We start from the raw sequence: 24,282 nt of genomic DNA, 5'->3' as shown, positions 1-24,282 counted from the left end.
TATCATTAATAATGAAAAATATAATTACAAAACTCAGCATATTAAGTAGTATAATCATTGTAGTAACAACCAGTGCCTGTAAAAAACTACTTTATGAAGAACCAAAGGATGCGCCTTACGAACAAACATTTTGGCGAAATTCAAAAGATGTAAGAAGTGCCATGGCAGGTAACTATGCCTTATTTCGTGCTGCCATTACCAATAAAAGCAACCGATATTATATGTACGGAGATGCTATTGCTAAAAACTACTTTACCATCCAGTACACAGGCGATGGGTTGGAAGGAATACAAAATGGTGATTTTACCTTTCAGTACAACTTAAATACGTTGGCAAACTATACGCTTTATTATAAAAGCATCGCCATGTCTAATCTTATATTGCAAAAAGTGGGAAATATGACTGATTCCCAGCTATCTACGGAGGATGATCCTATTGAATTTAGAAAAAACACGCTAGGACAGGCTTATTTTTTAAGAGCTTTGAGTTACTTTATGATGGTACGGGTATGGGGTGATGTGCCCGTTGTTACCGAAGCCTATGAAGATCCGATCAATGCACCTCAGCTACCCGAACCCCAAAAATGGAAGTGATGAAACTCATTGAAGATGATTGCCACAAAGCCATTAATTTATTAGGCTGGACATATGCCAATACCGGCGATGCAAAAGTAACGGCAAATAAAGGGTCTGTTTATGCACTTTTAGCCCATTTATTTTTATGGAGGGCTACCATGGCCAATGTGGCAACAGATGCGCCAAATCTGGTTGATGTAAATAATGCCGATACTACAATCAATACATTGATCAATAAAGGAGGTTATACCTTAACCGATACGGCTAATTATAAAAATACTTTTATTGGGCGTTCTTCTGAAGGTATTTTTGAGATTAATGTAAGTGAAAATACACTAGAAGGCTCAAGTAGTTCAGTAGGTGCATCTTTCTTAAATGAATCTTACATTAAAGGTAATGGCAATAACCCAAGATACTTTGTAGTGCCGAGGTATTTGAATGATCATTTTGAAAGCACTACGGATATCAGATACAAAAAAGGCTTTGATTTAACCACGCCGCAAAAACCGATGTGCATAAAATACAGTAATGTAACCTATCGAAACCCAGGGCAAAAATTAAATCCTTATCTGAGCAACAACATCATTATATTCCGTTTAGGCGATATGAGGTTGTTAAAGGCCGAAATTGCATTATATAAAGGAGATGCGGCTACCGCAACTACTATTATTAATACATTTAGGAAAAGAAACGATCCTGAGCCTATTTTGGTAGATGCTGGTTTAACAGTAGATGAAGTAATGGATGAGTATATAATAGAGCGGGGAAAAGAAATGTTTTTGGAAGGGCACCTGTTTTACGATTTATTGAGAACCCGAAGGTATGGATTTATTGTAGACTGGCTTCCTGAAAGTAGGTTCAGAAAAGAAGGTTTTTATTGGCCAGTAGATCCTGCCTTGTTTAGGAACAATCCGCTCTTAAAACAAACTACCTATTGGTTGGGTAAAGTGTAAATAAATTAATCCTTAGATTAAAAAAACATGAAAAATAACATTCTAATATATATAGCAATAGTTTTACTGGCCTTATCTGCATGTAAAAAAGATGACTATAAGAGAGATGGGGGGCGAGTAACCCCTATGTAGATATGACCACATACGATTACTTAAAATCCAACAGGAATTTTGATTCGTTGGTGAAGGTGATTGATAAAGCTGGTTTAAAAGATGTTGTAAATGGAGACGTTACCTTATTTGCAACTACTAATTATGGTATAGCTGATTATGTAAAAGCTAAAAAATACCAGAAAAGTTTACAGACTGGGGACGAAAATTTTGACTTCGGAATTAAAGATATTCCTGCCCAAGAGCTTAGTGATTCGTTGAAAACCTATCTATTTGTAGGTAAGATAAACAGGGATCAGATTACATTGAGCGGTAAACTTTACAACAGCTTATTGGGTCCCATTCCAAATGTTCAATATTTGATAAAGTTCCGTCGGTCTTACGAGTATACTCAATACCTAAATTATGTAGATTATGTTACCTATACCAAAGTGATTGGTACACGCGATGATAAAGAACCTGATGTAAATGCGATACCAGCTGATCAGAAAGATAAAGCAGTAGACGTGCAAACCTCAGGTATTATTACGAGAACTGGAATTGTTCATGTTTTAAACGGAAATCATCGATTATTCTTTAATGGACAATCTTTAGGGAATTAAACCATAAATATTTCAATCATGAAAATTAAATATATTTTGGGCATACTATTTTTGATTAGTATTTATGCCTGCTCGAAAATTGAGAATGGTTTTCAAAGTAACGCCATTCGCTATAAAGATAATGATATTTTTGCGAAAAGGGGCTTAATCATTGTTCAATCAGATAGGATTAATGCCGATGGATCTACCCCGCCTTATACCTTTAAAATGTTAAACTTGCGAAAAGAAGATGGTTCTCCGGCGCCTGCAGAATTTTCAAAAGAATACGAAATTTTAGTGTTTAAAACAGGGATGAATTTTGATCCAGAAACAGATGTTACGCGTGAGCAACTGGATAAAAAAAGAGAATTGGTGAAGAGATTACCCATGTATTTTAACGAGAACAGCGGTCAACTTACCTTTAACAAGGCATCAGCCAATTTACCATTGGGCAGATACGTTTTTGATGTGGAAATGACGAATCGTACCGGCACAAAGCTTTTTCCGAAACTGGCTACGATCAACGTTGTAGATCCAAGCATTGAAGACTTATTCGTTATTACAGATAATGTTGCCAACGGATTTAATGATGTTACGGGTGCAGTAACCCCAATGAAAAACCCAATCATTACCTGTACCAAAATATCTAACAATGGTGCGAGGGCCATTTTAAAGATGGTTGATAAAAACGGTAAGGTTTTTAATCCTAAAGCAGGAGAAATTATAGCAAGGGGAGATAGGCCAATTTTTGAAAATTATGCAAAATTTAACCCGGTGATTCAGACCGATACCGCTATGATCTGCGATTTTGAGGTAGCACCGTTTCCTTTAACAAGATATGTTACACCAACTACCGATTGGGGTTTCTTAATGTATTACAGAATACCGAGTACCTTTATTAAGTCAATAGATGGCTTTCCGACATCACCAGGTTTTTCTGTAAACCCAAGATGGTCATGGCAATTGAAGCTTGAGGGAACTTATGTAATCCAGATAAAATTCCCTGATGTGACAAAAAAATAGAAAAGAATGCCATTTCCTTAACAGGAAGATACTTTCTTTTTTTAATACAAAGCAAAAACGGCAATTTTCATATTGAAAATTGCCGTTTTTTATAAAGGGCTAGCACAAAAGCTTCTTTTTATTTGATCAATATAACCTGTAAACTTAATGGGCGTTCAGTTTCATTTGCAGGTGTTACCAAACCGCCACAAATAATGTCATAATGATAACCCGCTGTAAAACTGGTGCTGGCGGAGGTAGCCTTAACTGTTCCTGATGAAGTTTCTTTTGCATCCAATGTATAGGTCCCTGCATCTACAGCAATGAAGCTACTCGCGTTCTTATAGGCCTTATTGGTAGCTAGTATGGAAGTTGAACCGGTTTTTGCCAGGTCTAAAGCAGGAGCATCAGGCGATAAATTGATAAAACGGATGTAGGCTTTATCGGTTGACGGAATTGAAAGATCATCACTAATGGTATAAATATCTAATGCAGCCGGCTTATTAATTAAATAAACAGAATAATAGGTACTTGTATTTAAAGTAATGGTTTTGGTTAACAAACTCTCTGTACTGCTGGCTGTCGTAAATTTTAAACTGTAAGTGCCCGAGGTAGAAGAAAGATAAGCAGCAGAGCCCCCAAATGGTAAGGCGGCCGAATTAACCATGTTGCCATTAAAGTAAGCGTTGTAAGTAGCCAAAGAAGGTGATGTATTGATTACTCTTAAATAAGATATATTAGGATCAGTAGTTTCGGTTTTTTTACATGAAGTGAATGCTGTAAAAGCAATTAGAGCAAATAAAGTGATCGATTTGAAATGAAATGACGTAAAATTCTTCATACGGTTAAAATTTGATTTAATATTTAAGGGGTACCCATAAAACGGTAGTCAGATCGCATTCGCTACAGACATACAAATATTGGGTTTAAGCAGTATTGCAGGATGTTAAATGATGTTAAGCAGGTGTTAAAGTTTACCTCCTTTTTTTAACAATGTTAAAATTGTCAATAGAACCTATAGCCAATATGTACAATACTCAAAATTTTTTAAATTTATAAGTAGCCTATAATACTTGTTTAAGTCAGGTTAATCCAATAAAATGAAAAGCTTAACATAAAAAAAACGAGATATTATTGTGTAACTCGATTTTTATTTAAACCTTTGCACCTCAATAGAGTTAAAGCCGTTTTAATACGCAAGAAATGATTAAACAAATTTTATATAAACTTTCAATTTCCACAGCACAAAATGTGTCTGGGAAAGGTTTGTTTATTAATCATTTTCAACCCGTATTTTATTATCCCACAAGCCGGCAAAATTTCACTCCACGTATTTAGTACCCGCACTAAACGTAACGAGGAATTGATCCTCTCTAAAAACCCAATTAACAAGAATACTTATAATTTTTCGTTAGAAAACGAATGGATATTAACGAATTTATAGTGCAGGTTGCACTTCCTGAACATCGTGTATTTGCAGAAGAAATAGTAACCGAAATGGCAGAATCGGCAAAAGCTCGTGGAACAGGCATTGCCAAGCGTTCACCAGAATATATTTCTAATAAAATGCAAGAGGGCAAATCGGTTATTGCTTTCCATAAGGATGGCTCTTGGGCAGGATTTTGCTATATAGAAACCTGGAGCCACGGACAGTTTGTGGCCAATAGTGGTTTGGTAGTAAGCCCCAAATACCGCAAAGCGGGATTGGCAAAAGCCATTAAGAATGAAATTTTCGGTTTATCGAGAAGGTTGTACCCCAAGGCAAAAATTTTTGGTTTAACAACTGGCTTAGCGGTGATGAAAATAAATTCAGACCTAGGCTATGAGCCTGTAACTTACAGCGAACTTACCCAGGATGAAGAATTTTGGAAAGGCTGCCAGAGCTGCGTAAACTTCGAAATTTTAAAAATGAAGGAACGCAAAAACTGTATGTGTACGGCTATGCTTTACGATCCGGCTGAAAAAAAACACGAAGTAGCCAAGCAATTTGCCGAAGAACTGCAAAAGAAACCCAAATTATACGAGCGTTTTATGCGCATTAAACAGCGTTTAGTTGTTAAACCTAAACCAAAAAATGGCTTAAAAGCCCTTTTATTTTTATTTACCTTTTTATTTAAATAGCATGAAAAAAGTTGTTTTAGCATTTAGCGGAGGCTTAGATACCTCATTTTGTTGTATTTACCTGGCACAAGACCGTGGATTGGAAGTTCACTCAGTAATTGTAAATACTGGTGGTTTTTCTGATGAAGAATTACAGGAAATCGAGAAAAGAGCATATGCTTTAGGTGTAAAATCGCATGCTGTTGTAGATGAAACTGAAAGTTACTATGAAGGATGCATTAAGTACCTGGTTTTTGGTAACGTATTAAAAAATGCTACTTATCCACTATCGGTAAGTGCAGAACGTGTTAGTCAGGCAACTGCTATTGCTAACTATGTGAAAAAAATTGGTGCAGACTATGTAGCTCATGGAAGTACCGGTGCAGGTAACGATCAGGTACGTTTCGATATGATCTTCAATATCCTTATCCCAGAAGTTGAAATCATTACGCCAATTAGAGATTTAAAATTATCACGCGAGGCAGAAATCGAATATTTGGCAGGTCATGGTATTGAGTATAGTGCCGAAAAAGCAAGATATTCGATCAACAAAGGTTTATGGGGAACTTCAGTAGGTGGAAAGGAAACTTTAACTTCTCACGAAACCTTGCCAGAAAGCGCCTGGCCTACACAGGTTTCGGAAACAGAATCGCGTAAGGTAGAATTAACCTTCGAAAAAGGCGAACTGGTTGCTATTGATGGTGAAAAATTAGCACCTGTTAGGGCAATCCAAAAATTACAGGCAATTGCTCAACCTTTCGGTATTGGTAGAGATATCCACGTGGGTGATACCATTATTGGTATTAAAGGCCGTGTAGGTTTTGAGGCTGCTGGTCCCATTATCATTATCAAGGCACACCATACTTTGGAAAAACACACCTTAACCAAATGGCAGTTAAGCTGGAAAGAACAACTTTCATCTTTCTATGGTAATTGGTTACACGAAGGTCAGTTCCACGATCCAATTATGCGGAATATTGAGGCTTTTTTAACTGATACACAAAAATTTGTGAGCGGCAAAGTGTTTGTAGAACTATTGCCCTACCGTTTCCAGATTATCGGAATTGAATCTGACCACGATTTAATGAGCAATAAATTTGGTAGTTACGGCGAAATGAACAATGCCTGGAGCGGAGAGGACGTTAAAGGGTTCTCTAAAATATTCGGTAACCAGGTAATGATCTGGCATAAAGTAAATAACGAGGCATAGTCTCAAAGGCAGATGACAGATGGTTTAAGGTTTAAGGCTGCATTAGCATTTAAACCTTAAGCCCTTAGGCCTCAAATCCTAAACCTTTTTAAATATGAAAATTAAAGCAGGAATAATTGGCGGCGCAGGTTATACCGGAGGCGAAATGCTACGTATTTTGATTAACCACCCAAATGTTGAAATTGCTTTCGTAAATAGCACAAGTAACGCTGGAAACTTAATTTCTGATGTACACACCGATCTGATTGGTGATACTGATTTAAAATTCGTGAGTGATATTTCTCAAGATATCGATGTATTGTTTTTGTGTGTTGGCCATGGTGATGCGAAAAAGTTTTTAGCTGCTAATCCGATTAGCGATAACATTAAAATCATCGATTTGTCTCAGGATTTCAGGTTGCATGAAAAATCTACATTCGAGAAGCGAGAATTCGTTTACGGACTCCCTGAGTTAAACCGTGATAAAATTAAATCGGCTAAAAATATTGCTAACCCTGGTTGTTTCGCAACTTGTATTCAATTGGGCTTGTTGCCATTGGCCGCTAAAGGCTTGATCAAGAATGAGGTTCATATTAATGCAACTACGGGGTCAACAGGTGCAGGACAGGGTTTATCTGCTACTTCTCATTTCAGTTGGAGAAATAATAACCTTTCTATTTATAAAGCATTTGAACACCAGCATCTGAACGAGATTAGCGAGAGTTTGTTGCAATTGCAGCCTTCGCTTTCCGAAGCTTTAAGTTTTATCCCACAACGCGGGGCATTTACCAGAGGTATTTTAGCAGCCATGTACCTGGAAAGTGATTTAAGTTTGGAAGAAGCACAAAACATCTACGAAGCATATTACAGTGCTCATCCTTTTACGCATGTAAGTCGGAAAAACATCGATTTAAAACAGGTTGTGAACACAAATAAGGCACTGGTACATATAGAAAAACATGGTGGTAAATTATTTATCATCAGTATCATTGATAACCTGTTAAAAGGTGCCAGCGGACAAGCGGTTCAGAATATGAATTTAATGTTCGGCTTGGATGAAACAGCGGGTTTGCGCTTAAAAGCCGCTAATTTTTAATTAAGACCAAAGCTGAAAGACCAAAGACTAAAGTAAGGACGGTACTAGTAAAAAGTAAGTGATAATTTAAATTTGCAATTAGCTTTAGTCTTTTTGCTTTTACCTTTAAGCTTAGAAAATGAGAGACTATCAAAAATTAGAAGTTTGGAAAAAATCACATCTAATGGTTTTACATGTGTATAAAGTTATTTTGCCTGCTTTTCCTCCTCATGAGAAATACGATTTGCAAAGTCAGGTTAAAAGAGCGGCATATTCTGTCCCACTAAATATTGTTGAGGGAGCAGGACGGCGGACCGAAAAAGATTTTGCCCAGTTTCTCGATAATGCGTTGGGCTCAGTACAAGAAATGGAATATGCTTGTTTTCTAGCGAAGGATTTAGAATATCTAGAAGAAAGCAAATATTTAGAAATTTATAAAATGGCCGGTGAAGTTAAAGCAATGTTAATTGGCTTAATTAAACACCTTCGACAATAACCAAGATTAAATACTATCGGATTGGGCTTGCTGCTATATGAAATGTTACAGGAAGCTTTGGTCTTTGGTCTTTAGTCTTTAAACTTATTCAAAATGAACTTATTCGACGTTTACCCACTTAACGATATAGAAATAACAAAAGCGGCAGGCAGCAATGTTTGGGCTGCTAACGGACAACAATATTTAGATTTATATGGCGGTCATGCTGTAATTTCAATCGGGCATACTAATCCACATTATGTAAACCGTTTAACCGATCAATTAAATAAAGTTGGCTTTTACTCTAATTCAGTTAAAATTCCTTTACAGGTTCAGCTTGCAGCGAAACTTGGTGAAGTTTCTGGCAAAAAAGATTTCCAATTATTTTTGTGTAATTCTGGAGCTGAGGCAAATGAAAATGCTTTAAAGTTAGCTTCGTTTTATAACGGAAGAAAAAAGGTAATTGCTTTTACGGGTGCTTTCCACGGACGTACGTCTTTGGCTGTTGCCGTAACTGATAACCCTAAAATTGTAGCGCCGGTTAATCAGACCGAAAATGTAATCTTTTTGCCTTTTAATAACGAGGTTGCTTTAGAAGAAACTTTTAAAGCACAAGGCAATGAAATTTCGGCTGTTATTATTGAAGGTATCCAAGGTGTTGGCGGGATTAAAGAAGCGTCGAAAAGTTTCTTGCAGAAAATCCGCTCACTTTGCGATGAATATAATGCCGTTTACATTGCCGATAGTGTACAATGTGGTTACGGGCGTACAGGGTCGTTTTACTCGCACGACTATTCAGGTGTTGAAGCAGATGTGTACAGCATGGCAAAAGGAATGGGTAATGGATTTCCGGTAGCTGGAATCTCTATTGCACCCAAATTTAAACCTTGGCATGGAGAGTTGGGTACAACTTTCGGTGGTAACCATTTAGCTTGTGCTGCGGCTTTAGCTGTTTTGGAAGTAATGGAAAAAGATAACCTCATCAAAAATGCCGAAGAAGTTGGAAATTACTTGATAGCCGAACTGAAGAAATTTGACCAGGTAGTAGAAGTGCGTGGTCGTGGGTTAATGATTGGTATTGAGCTACCTGCCGAGCTGGCACATGTTAAAAAAGAATTATTGTTTACACACCATATTTTTACCGGCGAGGCAAAACCGAATGTAATCCGTTTATTGCCAGCATTAAATTTAACGAAAGTACATGCTGATGAGTTTTTGGCAGCTTTTGGTAAATTAGTAAAATAGATATTGTGTAATAGGTCGATCATCATGCTGAATTTATTTCAGTATCTCCTGCTTGAGGCCTTGAAATAAGTTCAGGGTGACGGATCGGGATAAATTAATTTAGATTAAAAAATGAAACTTTTCACTTCCGTACACGATGTTCCAAGCATCAAACAATTTGTAAATGATGCACTTGCATTAAAGGCAAATCCTTATGCACACCAGGATTTAGGTAAAAACAAAACCTTGGGGCTGGTTTTTATGAATCCGAGCTTACGTACCCGGTTAAGTACGCAAAAAGCGGCCTTAAATTTGGGTATGAACGTAATGGTGATGAATATGGATAAAGAAGGTTGGGCTTTAGAAACTCAGGATGGCGTAGTAATGAATGGTTCGACCGTTGAACATATCCGTGAGGCTGCAGCTGTAATGGGGCAATATTGCGATATTTTAGGCCTGCGTTCTTTCCCAAAACTGAATAACCGTGAGGAAGATTATAGCGAAGATTTTTTCAATAAGTTTGTGAAATATTGTGCTGTACCGGTAGTAAGTTTAGAGAGTGCAACACGTCACCCTTTACAAAGCTTTGCCGATATTATTACCATTCATGAAACCTGGACAAAGAAACCAGATGGCCGCAAGCCAAAAGTAGTTTTAGCCTGGGCACCTCATGTTAAGGCATTACCTCAAGCTGTGCCGAATTCTTTTGCAGAGTGGATGTGCAAAGCTCAGGCAGAAGGTATGATCGATTTTACAATCGCTCAGCCAGAAGGTTACGAACTTTCGGAAGATTTTACACCTAATGCCGATATTCAGTATAATTTGGAAGAAGCTTTAGCCGGTGCCGATTATGTGTATGTGAAGAACTGGAGTAGTTATAAAGAGTACGGAAAAGTATTAACTTATCCTGACGGCTGGATGATGAATAATGAGAAATTAAAATTTACAAACGATGCTAAAGTTATGCATTGCTTGCCTGTACGCCGCGATCTGGAATTATCATCTGAGATTTTGGATGGACCAAATTCATTGGTTATTCACGAAGCCGGAAACCGTTTATGGGCCGCACAAGCGGTAATTAAAGCGATGTTGGAAGAACTAAAATGACAACTGTTACCCCATAGCTACAGATAAAAAGGATGAACACAGATGCTTTTTACATTTCTAATCTGTGTTTATCTGTGCACATCAGTGGTTAACTATTAAAATAGATTATGAAACAACTTACTATCATAAAAATCGGCGGAAACGTAATCGATAATTCAGAAAACCTACATCAGTTTTTATTGGATTTTACGGCTTTGCCCGGAGATAAGATACTGGTTCATGGGGGGGTAAAATTGCAACCGAATTGGGCGAATCGCTAGGTATTGAGGCTAAAATGATTGAAGGCCGACGGATTACCGATATCGAAACCCTGCGGATTGTAACCATGGTTTATGCAGGTTTGATCAATAAAAATATGGTTGCACAACTACAGGCAAAAGGCAGCAATGCCATAGGTTTGAGCGGTGCAGATGGAAATGTGATCAAAGCAACAAAGCGTCCGCTAAAAACGGTAACATACGGCGCTGCTCCCGGACCGTTGGCGGGTGCGGTAATCGATTATGGTTATGTTGGCGATTTAGATGAAAACTCTGTGTCTTCAAATACTTTAGACAGCTTGCTGAAGGCAGGCTTGGTTCCGGTATTTTGTGCTATTACCCACGATGGGAATTCGCAGTTACTCAATACCAATGCCGATACTATCGCTTCTTCAGTTGCGGTGGCGATGTCGGCTTTATACGAAACACGTTTGGTATATTGCTTTGAGAAAAAGGGGGTACTTAAAGATGTGAACGATGATGGTTCTGTGGTAAGAGAAATCAAAGCGGATGAATTTGAAGATTTAAAAGCAGATGGAACAGTACAAGGTGGAATGATCCCCAAATTGCATAATGCCTTTGAAGCGATTAAAAAGGGAGTATCAGCGGTGTATATCGGTAAAGCCGATGAGTTGGCTGAACTTGCTGAGGGAACTTTTGGAACAAAGATGTTGAAATGAGGTAGAAGGCAGAATGGTTGAAGAAAGTTTTGGCGATGTACATAAACTCAGCACTAAAAATTTTAACCACCAAGATACAAAAGCATCGATTTACATTTGTAATTCTTTCTTGTGTTAGCTTTCTGAATGTAGATTTTGTAGGCATTTAGAGGGGAAAAAGAAACCGATTAACCACTGCTTTTGCAAACTAAACCTGATAGTAATGAAAAGCTCCCGATTTTTCATCGGGACTTGTAATGGATAGCGGGACTGAAATATCAATAGAATTACTGAAATTGCTTTTCAAAAACCGTAGAAAAAAATATAAATCTGTAATCAAATAATCTGTGTAATCAAGCCGCAGGAAGGAAAATTAGGAATCATGTCAAAAAAAATAGCTATCATTGGTAGTGGAAATATCGGTTTATCTTTAGCCAAAGGTTTGGTGAAAGCCAACTTTGCCCAAGCTGCCGACATTACGCTTACCCGTAGAAACACCGACCACTTAAAATCTTTTGCTGAAGTTGGTTTTAACATTAGCAATAACAATAAACAGGCTGTAGCTGATGCTGATATTGTAATTTTGGGCGTTCTGCCCCAACAATTAAATACTGTTTTAGACGAAATCCAAACTTCAATCGTTCAGGCTAAACATCTGGTTATTTCGGTAATTTCGGGTGTGAGTTGTGCTGCTGTTAGAGAAAAGTTAGGTGATAAAGTTGAAGTGGTTCGTGTAATGCCAAATACGGCAATCGCCATTGGTCAATCTATGACCTGCATAGCCAGCGATAACGCATCAGCAGAAAACATTGCTGATGTAACCAAAATGTTCGAAACCGTAGGGTCTGTTGTGAAAATAAATGAAGATTTAATGACTTCTGCAACAGCACTTTGTGCTTGTGGTATTGCATTTTTCCTGAGGGCAATAAGGGCAGCCTCGCAAGGTGGGGTAGAAATCGGTTTTCATGCTGATGAAGCTTTAAAAATGGCTGTTCAAACGGCTAAAGGAGCGGCCGATTTGCTTTTATTACACGGAACACACCCAGAATCAGAGATAGATAAGGTAACTTCGCCGAAAGGTTGCACTATTGCTGGCTTAAATGAAATGGAGCATAACGGTTTTAGCTCATCGCTGATAAAAGGTATTAAACTTTCGGCCTTAAAAGCCGGAAATTTATATACTAAAGAGGGCTAGAGGTGTAAGGCTTAAGGTCTTAATTACGGCATCAAAAGAATAAGCCGAAAGCAAAATAAAAAGTAGAAAGTTTAAAGATGTGTTTATTCTTGATACTTACTACTAATTACTTGATACTATGTTACTAGAAAATATACAAAAAGAAAGTCTGGATTTATTGCGGCAGTTAATCCGTATCCAGTCTTTTAGTAAAAAAGAAGACAGAACTGCGAATTTAATTGCCCAGTTTTTGGAAGAGAGAGGGATTAAGAACCAGCGTAAAATGAACAACGTTTGGGCTTACAACAAACATTTTGATGCTAATAAGCCAACCTTGTTGCTAAACTCGCACCACGACACGGTTAAGCCAAATTCTGGTTATACGCGCGACCCTTATGATGCAGCAATTGAAGGTGATAAACTGTTTGGTTTGGGCAGTAACGATGCCGGTGGTTGTTTAGTTTCGCTGATCGGAACGTTTTTATATTATTACGAGCAGGAAGATTTAAAATACAATATCTGTTTGGCAGCAACTGCCGAGGAAGAAATTTCGGGCAATAATGGCTTAGAATTGGTTCTTCCAGATTTGGGCGAACTGGAGTTTGGTATCGTTGGCGAGCCTACAGAAATGAATTTAGCTATTGCTGAACGAGGCTTGTTGGTATTAGATTGTGTGTCTCATGGAAAAGCCGGTCATGCTGCCCGTGAAGAGGGAGAGAATGCCATTTACAAAGCCCTAAAAGATATTGAGTGGTTTAGAAATTATCAGTTCCCTAAAGTATCGGAGGTTTTCGGCCCATTAAAAATGACGGTTACCATCATCAATGCGGGTTCGCAGCACAATGTGGTTCCGGCAAATTGTACTTTTACGGTTGATGTTCGTGTAACAGATGCCTACACCAACGAAGAGGTTTTAGAGATTATCAGGGCAAATGTTGATTGTGATGTTACCCCACGCTCTATCCGTTTAAAACCATCATCGATTGATAAAAACCACCCGGTTGTTCAGGCTGGTGTTGCCCTTGGAAAAACTACTTATGGCTCTCCTACTACTTCTGATCAGGCACTATTAGATATTCCATCGGTAAAATGTGGTCCGGGTTTTTCTGGCCGTTCGCACATGGCCGATGAATTTTTATATGTTAGAGAAGTAGCTGAGGGTGTTGAAGGATATGTTAATATGTTAAAACCGGTAATCAACGGTAAATAGTAAGAAAGCCTCAGATCCATTAGATCTGAGGCTTTCTCAAAATAGTTAATTCTCTTCGCCTCCATCAAAGGCCCTCGCCTCTAAGTGTTTTTCCATATCTAATCGGTTTACCCCTTTGCTCCACCATTCAGGAGCAGGTTTCCCTTTAAGCATATAGTCAAAGTATTCCATCATCCGTACGGCATAATCTTTACGGTTTGGCATTTTTGCAATACCATGGTTTTCTCCACGATAGGTAATCATCACCACAGGTTTGTTCAACCTTCTTAAACCATTGTAATATTCAATGCCTTGAGTAAAATCTACAGCTCCATCTTTATCATTGTGTAAAAGCAATAGCGGTGTTTGTACTTTTTTGATGTGATACACCGGAGAATTGCGGGCGAAAGCATCCCAGTTATCCCAGTAACCAGGCGTTAACCTGCCTTGACTGGCTTCGAAAATAGCCTGGTTGGTGCCACCGCTATTCCAGTAAATTAGGCTATACATGCTGATCATGTTGGTTAAAGGTGCTCCAGCTGCGGCAGCTTTAAAAATATTGGTTTGGGTAATTAAAAATGAAGTTTGGTAACCTCCCCAGGAGTGACCATGTATGGCCACATTTTTTTCGTCAACAATTCCGGTAGCAATTGCTGCCTTTACCGCAGGCACTACACAGGCAACGGCCGACATGCCCGGATCATTCAACTTGTATTTAATATCTGGCATTAAAACAGCGTATCCATTACTGGTGTACATCGCTTTGTTGAAACCTCCGCCAGGAAACGTAGGCATGGTATAGGTATTCAGGTCATCAGTTAACCTTTCATAAATGTATGTAATAGTAGGATAAGCTTTTCCGGGAACATAATTGGCCGGTAAATAAATGGCCGCTTGCAGGCTATCGCCATTTGCACTTACATAGTCGATCAACTTAACACCAGAAGACCATGCATATTTAGCCTGATCTGGAGTATTTGTGGTTACTTTCTTGGCAGCACTTAAATTACCAGTTGTACTTACATAATAATCTGGAGATTGCTGAAAATTACTTTTGGTATAAGTAAAAATTTTAGCTTGTTCTGCTTTTGCAAAACTTTGGTAAGCATTGTCGTCTAGGAATAAAATGTTGATCTTAGATTTACCTGCAGGTAAAATCCCGATACCGTTTTTCTTGTTTTTGGTGTTAAATACCGCAAAATACTGGTCTTTGCTTAAATCAACACCTTTCTCATCAGCATCAACGCGGAAACGGGTGGCTACTTCGGTTTTTTTGCTTTTCCAATTATCAGATAATGCAGTAGCACTATTTCCGTCAGCAGAGATTTTCCATAAATCGTAATTGTCTTTAATTAATGCGTACTTAGAATCGGCCGACCAGCCCAAATTTTGCGTTGCGGGTTTTATTACGTTATGGTCATCTAGTTCATCAACAAAAGAAGATTTAATCTTGCCCGTAAGGTTCGCTGTTTTTCCGTTTTCTAAATTAATACTATAAAATACACCGTCAACATAATAACTGGCTAAAGTTCCGTTTGGGGCAACCACAAGTCTTCCTCCGTTAGAGGCATACATTTTTTCAAATAGTAATTTCTTGCCAAAGGTTTTAAGATTGATCAGATAAACGTCCACATAACTTTGCCCATCTAAATTTCCCATCAGCTCATACTTTGAATTATCGTAGCCAATCGCGTATAAACTTTTTGGGTTTACACTAACTGAGCGCATGTTGCTATCTGCAAGTTGGATGAATTTTTTATCCGCAATACGGTAAGCACTTAGATAACTAAAGTTTTTATCACGCATTTCTTGCGTTTGTTGTGCTGACTGTAGTCTCTTATCCTGCCAATTCCAGATAATCATATCAGGTTTCTCGATATCATCTTTCTTAACTTCTGGTTTGGCCTTAGCTAAAGTGTCTGATTTCTTATCTTCCTTTTTTTCCTCTTTCTTTTCTTCTTTTTTGGTCAATGTATTAACGCCAAGGAACAAAACCGTTTGATCGTCAGACCAGAATGGAGTGGCGTTGGTGTTGATACCCATATTAGCCGGGAATATTTTGTCGTCAATACCATTATATATTACCTTGTTTGTTAAATCTCCATTGATTTTGTTAAAACCAAGCATGCTGTATACATCATCTTTGTATTTATCGTTTTTATTAGCTTTAAGCAAGGCAAATGCAGTTCCCTGTTCATTCCACCCAAGTTTTTGATAAACGGCTTTATCATTATCAAGCGCTGTGGTAATGCCTGTTTTCATATCACGTAAAAAAATACCGTTTCCATTTTGCCCGGCAGCATCGATAACATAAGCAAACTGGCTTCCTGTTTTGTTGAAGGCAAATTCTGAAACATTACCAAGGTTGTAACTTTTTTTTGAGATAAGGTTATAAAGCAGTACGTCGGTACCCTTCGGTGCATCTTTCTCTTTCGAAGCATTTTCTGCAGGCGCAAACTGGATGGCAATCCACTCAGGTGATTTCTCAGAAAAGCTAAAACTTTTTACCTTTTCGAAAGCCGTCTGTTTATTATCACTCAATGAAACCAGCAAGAGTTTATCATAAACTGGTTTGTTTGTTTTCTTTGCCGCTTTAGCTTCGCTATCCTTAAGTGTAACTTTAAAAGCAGCAAATTTTGAATCGTTTGAAAATGAGATGCTATTGGCCGTTGCTCCAATTGGGTAATTGCGGCTTAAAGTATCATTGGTTTTTCTAATCGTCATCTTTAGATCTCCCTCAACCGGTCCGCTGGCTAGGGCAATCCATTCACCGTTAGGCGATAAAGTAGCAGGTCTGTTAAAAGTCCATTTAGAAACATCTTTCCAGCCTAATGCTGGTTTTTCCTGTGCCTGTAGCTGATGTATAACAAGCATGAAAAAAACGGTGGAGAACAGTTTTAGGGATTTCATAATAAGTTTAAGTTTATACGAAAATAAGCTTTTAAACCAAGAATTAGGAGAGGCCACATAAAATTGAGTTTATTGACCTTTAAATGTGCATTACAGATCAATCTCATTCCTGATTTCTAATCTATTTATTGTACTTTTGCGGGTATTTCGACTGCCTTTGTGCAGGTATAAAATAGAGCAATCATAAGCATGAAAATCTGGCAAAAAAATATAGATGTAAATCAGTTTGTAGAGCGTTTCACAGTTGGTAAAGACCGTGAACTGGATCTGCAGATGGCGAAATTTGATGTATTGGGCTCTTTGGCACATACCCAAATGTTAGAGACCATTAATTTGCTAACAGCTGAAGAACTGAAAACGGTTCAGCAAGAATTGAAAAATATTTACTCCGAAATTGAAGCCGGAAATTTCACCATCGAAGATAGTGTAGAAGACGTGCACTCGCAGGTAGAGTGGTTGCTTACCCAGCGCATTGGCGAAGCGGGTAAGAAAATCCATAGTGGCCGGTCGCGTAACGATCAGGTGTTGGTTGATTTAAAATTGTTTTTCAGGGCCTGCATAGAAGATATGGTTGGCCAAACCTCAACTTTGTTTAATCAGCTAATTGACCTGAGCAATAAGCATAAAGATAAATTAATGCCAGGTTATACGCATTTGCAGATTGCCATGCCATCGTCTTTTGGTTTATGGTTTGGCGCCTATGCCGAAAGCCTGGCAGATGATATGGAGCTGATGCTGGCTGCATGGAAAATCTGCAATAAAAACCCATTAGGTTCTGCCGCTGGTTATGGTTCATCGTTCCCCTTAAACAGAACTTTAACGACTGAATTATTGGGTTTTGAAAGCTTAAACCATAATGTGGTTTATGCGCAGATGGGGCGTGGTAAAACAGAAAGAATTTTGGCGCAGGCCATGAGCGCAGTTGCTGCAACTTTAGCTAAAATGGCGATGGATGTTTGCTTGTTTATTAATCAGAATTTTGGATTTATCAGTTTTCCGGCAGAACTGACTACAGGTTCGAGTATTATGCCACACAAAAAAAACCCTGATGTTTTCGAGCTGATCCGTTCTCGCTGCAATAAAATTCAGGCTTTACCAAACGAAATTGCCATGATGATTACCAATTTACCGTCAGGTTACCACCGCGATTTACAATTGTTAAAAGAAAACCTTTTCCCGGCAATCACATCATTAAACGAATGTTTGGAGATCGCCACTTTTATGTTTCAGAACATTACCATAAAAGATGATATTCTGAAAGATAAAAAATATGATTATCTGTTTAGCGTTGAGGTTGTGAACGATTTAGCACTTCAAGGTGTTCCATTTAGAGAGGCTTATAAAATTGTTGGCGAACAGATAGAAAATGGTACTTTTGCACCGTCTGGCCAAATACATCATACACACGAAGGAAGCATCGGCAACCTTTGTAACGAGCAAATTTCTGCAGCAATGCACAATGTTTTATCTCAGTTTGGTTTCGGAAAAGTGAATAAAGCAATAGAAGATTTAATAGCATAATATGAAAGTTTCAATATTAGCCAATTCATTAATTGGCTCAGAAATTATAAAAATCGGTAACGAAGTTAACGAAATGAAGCGTAAAGGTGCTTCGATTGCTAACTTAACCATAGGCGATTTTGACGCAAACATTTACCCAATCCCAACCGAATTAAAAGCTGGAATTGTGGAGGCGTACAATGCCAATCAAACCAATTATCCACCTGCTGATGGTGTTTTGCCTTTAAGAGAAACGGTTTCTGAATTATTAAAGGATAGATTTGGGTTGGAATACAACACCAACAGCATTTTAGTTTCTGGTGGTTCACGTCCGTTAATTTATGCTACTTACCTGGCGTTGATCGATCCAGGAGATACCGTGGTTTTCCCCGCTCCATCCTGGAACAACAACCACTACTCTCATTTAACATCTGCAAAAACAATTGCGGTAGAAACCGATGCCGCGCATAATTTTATGCCAACGGCAGCGCAATTAAAACCGCATTTAAAAGGGGCAACTTTATTGGCTTTATGTTCGCCATTAAACCCAACCGGAACGATGTTCGATGCTGATTCCTTAGCTGAAATCTGTGATGCGGTTTTAGAAGAAAATGCCTCTCGTGGTGCAGATGAAAAACCATTGTACATGATGTACGATCAGATTTATTCGCTTTTAACTTTTGGTAAGGAGCACGTAAATCCAGTTTCTTTACGTCCAGCGATGAGACCCTTTACTATTTTTGTGGATGGCAGTTCGAAATGTCTGGCGGCAACCGGCGTGCGTGTAGGATGGGGTTTCGGTCCTGAAGATATTATCAATAGAATGAAAGCACTGGTTGGCCACATGGGGGCTTGGGCGCCAAAAGCCGAGCAAGTGGCTATGTCTAATTATTTTAACGATAAAACACAGGTTGATACTTTCTTAGCCAGCTTCAAAGCGCAGATCCAGGATAGTTTAAATGCGCTTTATAACGGTTTTCACGAATTAAAGAACGAAGGTTTTAATGTTGATGCCGTTGAGCCTATGGGGCCATTTATTTAACCATTAAAATCGATTATATCGGTAAAACTACTGAAGATGGGCAGCTTTTAAAAGACAGTGCAGATGTAAATTTCTACTTGATCAAAGAAGCAGGAGCAGCATTAGTACCATTCTCTGCTTTCGGAAATGAAGATAGCATGCCTTGGTTCAGGGCATCGGTTGGTGCTTGTACACTGCAAGATATTAAAGATATGTTACCAAGGATTAAAGTGGCATTGAGTAAGTTGAAATAGATTTATAAATATAAAGAGAACCTCTTCAGTTAATTTTGAAGAGGTTTTTTGTTTTAAATAGGAAGCACTTTGATCCATTGTCCGCTCGATCGTCATGTTGTCCCGAAGCTTCGGGATCAGCATCTTTCTTGTAAGATAGACCCTGAAATAAATTCAGGGTGACGATTCTGTTATAGACTTTCGACTTAGGACTAGTCTTCGCGGCTTCCATCATCGGCCATTCGCACCATTTTAGGTTCAAATTTAGCCACCACGTCAACCAGTTCGGTTTGCGCGGACATTACTTTATGGATGTCTTTATAAGCCATTGGGGCTTCGTCTAAACCCGCACCAATTAAGGTGACGTTGTGGTCTTTCAAAATCGCTTTCATCTCCGATTTAGTGATCGATTGAATCGCTTTGGTCCTGCTCATTTGTCTACCCGCTCCATGCGAAGCCGAATTGATTGCACTGGTTTCACCTTTTCCTCTCACCAAAAATCCTGGAGCAGTCATACTTCCTGGGATAATTCCCATCACGCCCTTACCTGCAGGTGTAGCGCCTTTTCGGTGAACAATTACTTCTTCACCATCAAGTATTTCTTTCCAGGCAAAATTATGATGGTTTTCTACCTTGGCTAAAACTTTTGCACCGATGGCTTTAGTCAACCTTGTATGGATCACCTCATGACAAGCAGAAGCATAATCGCCGGCTAAATTCATGGCAATCCAATATTCTTGTCCTTCTGCTGTATTAAGGTCTAAATAAGCCAGGTTTGCGGCTTCTTTAGGCAGCTTACAGATCTCTTTAGCCAGTTTGGTGTAATGACCGGCAATGGTAGCACCTAAGCCACGCGAACCTGAGTGGGTTAACAAAGCCACATAACGGCCTTTATCGATATTTAAAACCTCGTCGCGTTCGGCAAAATCAATAATCCCCCATTCTACAAAGTGGTTACCACCGCCCGAAGTACCCAATTGTGCCCAGGCCTTTCCGTGTAAATTTTTAAGAAAAGATGTGGAGTAGAAAGCCTCGTTTTCTAGCACATCATGGTCTGCTTTTTCATTGCCTTTGAAGTTTTGACCTGCACCAAATTTGGTAAAAGCAATCAACTCTCGTTTATACATTGCATCTTTCCCGAAATAATGTTTCTCTGGGATATCGAAAATGCTTAAAGCCATTCGGCAACCGATATCTACACCTACACCGTAAGGGATAATTGCATTTTTGGTCGCTAAAACACCGCCAATCGGCAAACCATATCCTTGGTGCGCATCGGGCATTAATGCCCCGGCTACCGAAACCGGTAGCTTCATTGCGATATCCATTTGATTTCTGGCACCTTCTTCAATATAATCGACACCGAAAATTGAATACTCTTTCGCGTTATTAATCAGTTCAATGGTTCCGTCTGATTTTGGATTGGCTTCCTCAATCACGGCTTTTGCCAATACACTTAATACCTCGTCATCCAAAAAACTTTCTGGATATTCTTTTACTTTTTTAAATAAGACCAATAATTCTTTTTCTTCCGTATCTGCAAAGTTTGTTTTCAGGATATCCAAAGCCAGACCTACTATTTTCCCTTCGGAATAGCCTATTTCGATTAGGTTATTACCTGTTATGTTGTTGTGCATTTTATTTCTTGTTCAATCCTCGGCAGGTAATACTCACCTGGCCGAGGGGTTTCTAAATTTAATTTATTTTACGAAGATTTGTTTCAATTGATCCACAATTTGTCCACTGCCCGATAAGCTGATGTTGTTGATTTTTTCTGCAATTTTCTCTACATACTCCATCTCTTTCAACTTATACAACATAGCGTTGTCTTCCATCAATTTGGCCGTATTCAACAAACTTCTGGTCGATGCAGTTTCTTCTCTCCTGGTAATGATATTGGCTTGTGCTCTTTTTTCAGCGATTAAAACCTGATTCATAATTTCCTTAACATCACCTGGTAAAACGATGTCTTTAACACCGCAGTTGGTTAATTTTACGCCCAAATTTTCAACCTTATCCAAGGTGATGGCCATTACCATTTCAGCAATTTTTTCCTTGCTTTCCATCAATTCGTCAAAAGTCATTAAGCCAATGCATTCTCTTAATGCCAATTGCATGGTGATGTACAATTGTTTTTCAAATTCTTTGTTCTCCAATAACGCTTTGATGATGTCATCAACTTTATATTGAATGCTGAAGTTTACCCTCAATTGTGCTTTATCTTTTGTTAAGATTTCTTGACCGATAATCTCCATATTCAATTGTCTCATATCGGTTTTTAAAACTTGAACAGTAGTACTGTTTTTCCAGTAAATATAGTTTCCGGCTTCCAATACGTTTTCAAATTTACCATCGATAAACAATAAAGCTTTTTCGAACGATTCTACTTTATAAGCCCTGATGTAATTCAATAAGGGCGCTTTTTCCAATAAGTTTTTATCAATTGCTTCGTCAATATTAATGTTTTTAATATCTACATTAACAAAGTTATATTCTGATAAACCTTTCCAGATGGCGTGTCTGCCGGCTGTTAAAACGTTCTTGAAATTTTTGTTTTGATAAACCAAAGCCAATTCGTTGTCGGCAACACTTACCAAGTGAATCAAATTCACAAAATCTGTATTTTCCAACAAGATATCTAATTCGGCAACCGTGTAATAGTACTCTTTTGCCATATCGTACAAAGTCATGTCTTCACCGAAACCCAACCAGTAAGTTCCAGCTGTTAAAACGTTTTTTAATTTTCCTTTTTTAAACACCAATCCAACATAATTGGTGTTAATTGTTACTCTTTTCATGTTTTCTGGAGTTAGCCCCACCTAAATCCTCCCCTAAAAGGGAAGACTTAAATGAGTATTGTTAATTTATTTTATTCTTTTAAAAGCGTTGCGGAAGAACATTTATCTGTTTTCTGCGGAAGTAAAAGTTTGTCAAGTTTGTTTAAAAATGAAACTTTGTTTTTCTACTCAGGCTTAAGCTCATGAAGCAATTTGCCTTTCGGTTTAACTCATTTGATTTTTAAATCTTTTCCTGCTGCACTGATCCTTACTGAGCAAAACACAGATTTGCTTGCTGGATTCCGAAAAATCCTGAAGCCAAATGCAGTTGCACAACGCTGATTCTGGTGAGCGGTTTGAAAAGTTGCCCTTCTTTTAAGATGGATCCTAAGTCCATTGCATTACCATTTTGCTATTCCAAGTGATATTTGGAAGCAGGATTCGAACCTGCATTGGTGGTTGTTACTCTAACCCCTGAGTTATTCCGATATATCGGAAGTGGGATTCGAACCCACGACACACAACGTGTTTAGACAGTCTATCATAATCCTTATCAGTATATTCCAAGCAATTTGCCCGAATACTTTGGGGCTATTCTGAAACCCACAACATTGGATAACTTTTATTTAGTATTGCCATCCCTTTCGGGATTTCTTTATATCAATCTGATTATGATAACCACTACTAACGTAACCCTTTCCGGCGTATCCCGAACAGGGGTTTCATGATAGTGAATGCTGATCCTGTTAAAACTGGAGCAGCATAAACGAGAGCGCGTATCATTTAGAACAGTAAAACTGTTTCTTATCAATCAGATTGTTGTTATTAATATTTATCAAAGAACTTTATCGACTGGCGACATTACAAAGATGCCACTACCACTGCGCGGCTGATTTGCGTAGATAAAAATATTCTTTATGTTTATATTTAAGTTTCTGATAATTAGATAAATAAATTTTATTTTTCCCGTAAAATGTTTCTTTTTATCGTGATCTGCGCAATTGTGTTGCGTAGATGTGAAGCACTTTCGTATATTTAGATTAACGAAATCACTAGATTTTTAACAGAAACCTAAAACTGCTCTAAAATGGCCGTAAATAAATTAGCGCTCATCAGGTATAAAACCATCGACGATTGTTTGAAAAACCGTTTCCGAAAATGGACATTGGAAGATCTTATTGAAAAGGTATCAGAAACCCTTTACGAACTGGAAGGGATTACAACAGGTGTAAGCAAGCGAACCATTCAGGCAGATATTCAATTAATGCGGAGTGACAAGCTGGGTTACAATGCACCAATTGTGGTGAAGGATAAACGCTTTTATGCCTACGAAGATTCTAGTTTCAGTATAACCAAAGCACCAATCAATAATGCAGATGTAGATAAGATGAAAGAAATTGTAGGTGTACTGAAACAGTTTAATGCCTTCAATTATTTCGACGAGATGAGCGATATGATTGCCCGTTTGGAGAACAACCTCTATAAATCGACCAAGCAGAGTGGCAATAATATCCAATTGGAAAGTAATAAGCTCGTTAAGGGGTTGGAATGTATTCCTCCTTTATACCAGGCAGTTTTAAATAAACAATCGCTCTTGATCGAATATAAATCTTTTAAAGCACAGCAGTCGCAACAGGGGATTTATTATCCATATCTCCTAAAAGAATATAGAAACCGTTGGTTTTTGATCTGTAAGGCAAAAAAGCGACCTGGAATATTAAATTTAGCCTTAGATAGGATCGTCGAATTTCAGGAGCTGCCCAACGAAGAATTTTTTGCTTACCAGGGAGTAGATTTTGACCGTTATTACGAAGATCTGATCGGTGTAACAAAAAATGAGCGGGACCGTGCACAAAAAGTAATCCTCGAATTTACCAACGACCATGCACCTTACGTGATTACCAAACCTTTGCATACCTCGCAGATTATACTAGCGAAAAATGATAAAACGACCGTTTTCAGGATTGATGTGGTATTAAATTACGAACTGGAGCGCGAAATTTTAGGTTTTGGAGAATGCGTTAAAGTGCTATCGCCACGATTGTTGATCGCTAAAATCAAAAAGAGATTGGCCCAAACTTATGAGCAATACGAAAGCGCTGATGAAGAAAAAGTTTTTATAAAGTCCTCAAGAAACTAGTTAAACGTTTTAGTAATTGAATTCTTATGT

Annotated in this window: 20 protein-coding genes and 1 pseudogene; 17 read left to right on the top strand and 4 right to left on the bottom strand. The window is 38.3% G+C overall.

Going from position 1 to position 24,282, the window contains the following annotated elements; translation table 11 throughout:
- Nucleotides 1-11 precede the first annotated feature (11 nt).
- The 4 genes from H9N25_RS17935 to H9N25_RS17920 all read left to right on the top strand — a co-directional run bounded on the left by H9N25_RS17935 (nucleotide 12) and on the right by H9N25_RS17920 (nucleotide 3,243).
- Nucleotides 12-593, top strand: a complete 582-nt coding sequence (locus H9N25_RS17935) for a RagB/SusD family nutrient uptake outer membrane protein (protein WP_190326758.1) — start codon at nucleotides 12-14, stop codon at nucleotides 591-593.
- On the top strand, nucleotides 593-1,528 hold the full coding sequence (locus tag H9N25_RS17930; protein ID WP_190326757.1) for a RagB/SusD family nutrient uptake outer membrane protein: 936 nt from the start codon (nucleotides 593-595) through the stop codon (nucleotides 1,526-1,528). Before H9N25_RS17935 ends, H9N25_RS17930 begins: the two co-directional genes overlap by 1 nt.
- A gap of 134 nt (nucleotides 1,529-1,662) precedes the next feature.
- A complete protein-coding gene (locus H9N25_RS17925; RefSeq protein ID WP_190326756.1) occupies nucleotides 1,663-2,241 on the top strand; it encodes a hypothetical protein in 579 nt (192 codons plus the stop codon).
- 18 nt (nucleotides 2,242-2,259) lie between these two features.
- Nucleotides 2,260-3,243, top strand: coding sequence for a DUF5007 domain-containing protein (locus tag H9N25_RS17920; RefSeq protein ID WP_190326755.1), 984 nt, complete (start codon nucleotides 2,260-2,262; stop codon nucleotides 3,241-3,243).
- 118 nt (nucleotides 3,244-3,361) lie between these two features.
- On the opposite strand, the gene H9N25_RS17915 is transcribed toward H9N25_RS17920, so the two are convergent.
- Nucleotides 3,362-4,063, bottom strand: a complete 702-nt coding sequence (locus H9N25_RS17915) for a DUF4397 domain-containing protein (protein WP_190326754.1) — start codon at nucleotides 4,061-4,063, stop codon at nucleotides 3,362-3,364.
- A 581-nt stretch (nucleotides 4,064-4,644) separates the two neighbouring features.
- Between H9N25_RS17915 and H9N25_RS17910 the strand changes: the two genes are divergently transcribed.
- From H9N25_RS17910 to H9N25_RS17870, 9 genes and pseudogenes are all read left to right on the top strand, one after another.
- The gene (locus tag H9N25_RS17910; RefSeq protein ID WP_167297266.1) at nucleotides 4,645-5,343 is read left to right on the top strand and encodes a GNAT family N-acetyltransferase; all 699 of its coding nucleotides are present in this window, start codon (nucleotides 4,645-4,647) and stop codon (nucleotides 5,341-5,343) included.
- A gap of 1 nt (nucleotide 5,344) precedes the next feature.
- A complete protein-coding gene (gene argG / locus H9N25_RS17905; protein ID WP_169502747.1) occupies nucleotides 5,345-6,532 on the top strand; it encodes an argininosuccinate synthase in 1,188 nt (395 codons plus the stop codon).
- A gap of 94 nt (nucleotides 6,533-6,626) precedes the next feature.
- Nucleotides 6,627-7,607 (top strand): N-acetyl-gamma-glutamyl-phosphate reductase, encoded by a 981-nt coding sequence (argC, locus tag H9N25_RS17900; protein WP_190326753.1) that lies wholly within the window; start codon nucleotides 6,627-6,629, stop codon nucleotides 7,605-7,607.
- A gap of 118 nt (nucleotides 7,608-7,725) precedes the next feature.
- The gene (locus H9N25_RS17895) at nucleotides 7,726-8,082 is read left to right on the top strand and encodes a four helix bundle protein (protein ID WP_190326752.1); all 357 of its coding nucleotides are present in this window, start codon (nucleotides 7,726-7,728) and stop codon (nucleotides 8,080-8,082) included.
- Nucleotides 8,083-8,175: 93 nt separating this feature from the next.
- Entirely contained in the window at nucleotides 8,176-9,306 is a 1,131-nt protein-coding gene (locus H9N25_RS17890) for an aspartate aminotransferase family protein (protein WP_190326751.1), read from the top strand.
- 111 nt (nucleotides 9,307-9,417) lie between these two features.
- A complete protein-coding gene (locus H9N25_RS17885) occupies nucleotides 9,418-10,392 on the top strand; it encodes a Rossmann-fold NAD(P)-binding domain-containing protein (protein ID WP_167297261.1) in 975 nt (324 codons plus the stop codon).
- A 107-nt stretch (nucleotides 10,393-10,499) separates the two neighbouring features.
- Nucleotides 10,500-11,329, top strand: a pseudogene (argB, locus tag H9N25_RS17880) (acetylglutamate kinase).
- A 361-nt stretch (nucleotides 11,330-11,690) separates the two neighbouring features.
- Nucleotides 11,691-12,503 (top strand): pyrroline-5-carboxylate reductase, encoded by an 813-nt coding sequence (gene proC, locus H9N25_RS17875; RefSeq protein ID WP_190326750.1) that lies wholly within the window; start codon nucleotides 11,691-11,693, stop codon nucleotides 12,501-12,503.
- Between the two features lie 118 nt (nucleotides 12,504-12,621).
- Nucleotides 12,622-13,692 carry a M20 family metallo-hydrolase gene (locus tag H9N25_RS17870; protein WP_190326749.1) on the top strand — a complete coding sequence of 357 codons (1,071 nt, stop codon included), beginning with the start codon at nucleotides 12,622-12,624 and terminating at the stop codon, nucleotides 13,690-13,692.
- A gap of 45 nt (nucleotides 13,693-13,737) precedes the next feature.
- On the opposite strand, the gene H9N25_RS17865 is transcribed toward H9N25_RS17870, so the two are convergent.
- Nucleotides 13,738-16,581 carry an alpha/beta hydrolase family protein gene (locus H9N25_RS17865; RefSeq protein ID WP_190326748.1) on the bottom strand — a complete coding sequence of 948 codons (2,844 nt, stop codon included), beginning with the start codon at nucleotides 16,579-16,581 and terminating at the stop codon, nucleotides 13,738-13,740.
- 189 nt (nucleotides 16,582-16,770) lie between these two features.
- Here H9N25_RS17865 and argH point away from each other — a divergent pair, with 189 nt between their 5' ends.
- The 3 genes from argH to H9N25_RS25340 all read left to right on the top strand — a co-directional run bounded on the left by argH (nucleotide 16,771) and on the right by H9N25_RS25340 (nucleotide 19,356).
- Nucleotides 16,771-18,102 carry an argininosuccinate lyase gene (gene argH / locus H9N25_RS17860; protein WP_190326747.1) on the top strand — a complete coding sequence of 444 codons (1,332 nt, stop codon included), beginning with the start codon at nucleotides 16,771-16,773 and terminating at the stop codon, nucleotides 18,100-18,102.
- Nucleotide 18,103: 1 nt separating this feature from the next.
- Nucleotides 18,104-19,123 (top strand): pyridoxal phosphate-dependent aminotransferase, encoded by a 1,020-nt coding sequence (locus tag H9N25_RS17855; protein WP_330221051.1) that lies wholly within the window; start codon nucleotides 18,104-18,106, stop codon nucleotides 19,121-19,123.
- 77 nt (nucleotides 19,124-19,200) lie between these two features.
- The gene (locus H9N25_RS25340; protein WP_330221050.1) at nucleotides 19,201-19,356 is read left to right on the top strand and encodes a hypothetical protein; all 156 of its coding nucleotides are present in this window, start codon (nucleotides 19,201-19,203) and stop codon (nucleotides 19,354-19,356) included.
- 191 nt (nucleotides 19,357-19,547) lie between these two features.
- Here the strand turns inward: H9N25_RS25340 and H9N25_RS17850 are convergent, their stop codons facing one another.
- Nucleotides 19,548-20,972: an RtcB family protein gene (locus H9N25_RS17850; RefSeq protein WP_190326746.1), complete on the bottom strand. Its 1,425-nt coding sequence runs from the start codon at nucleotides 20,970-20,972 to the stop codon at nucleotides 19,548-19,550.
- Nucleotides 20,973-21,035: 63 nt separating this feature from the next.
- A complete protein-coding gene (locus H9N25_RS17845; protein WP_190326745.1) occupies nucleotides 21,036-22,133 on the bottom strand; it encodes a slipin family protein in 1,098 nt (365 codons plus the stop codon).
- A 1,066-nt stretch (nucleotides 22,134-23,199) separates the two neighbouring features.
- Here H9N25_RS17845 and H9N25_RS17840 point away from each other — a divergent pair.
- Entirely contained in the window at nucleotides 23,200-24,252 is a 1,053-nt protein-coding gene (locus H9N25_RS17840; RefSeq protein ID WP_190326744.1) for a helix-turn-helix transcriptional regulator, read from the top strand.
- The last annotated feature ends 30 nt before the right edge of the window (nucleotides 24,253-24,282 follow it).

The sequence above is a fragment of the Pedobacter riviphilus genome (assembly GCF_014692875.1).
Classification (GTDB): domain Bacteria; phylum Bacteroidota; class Bacteroidia; order Sphingobacteriales; family Sphingobacteriaceae; genus Pedobacter; species Pedobacter riviphilus.
Note: the sequence above shows the minus strand (reverse complement) of the source record. Positions and strands in the feature narration are given on the sequence as shown.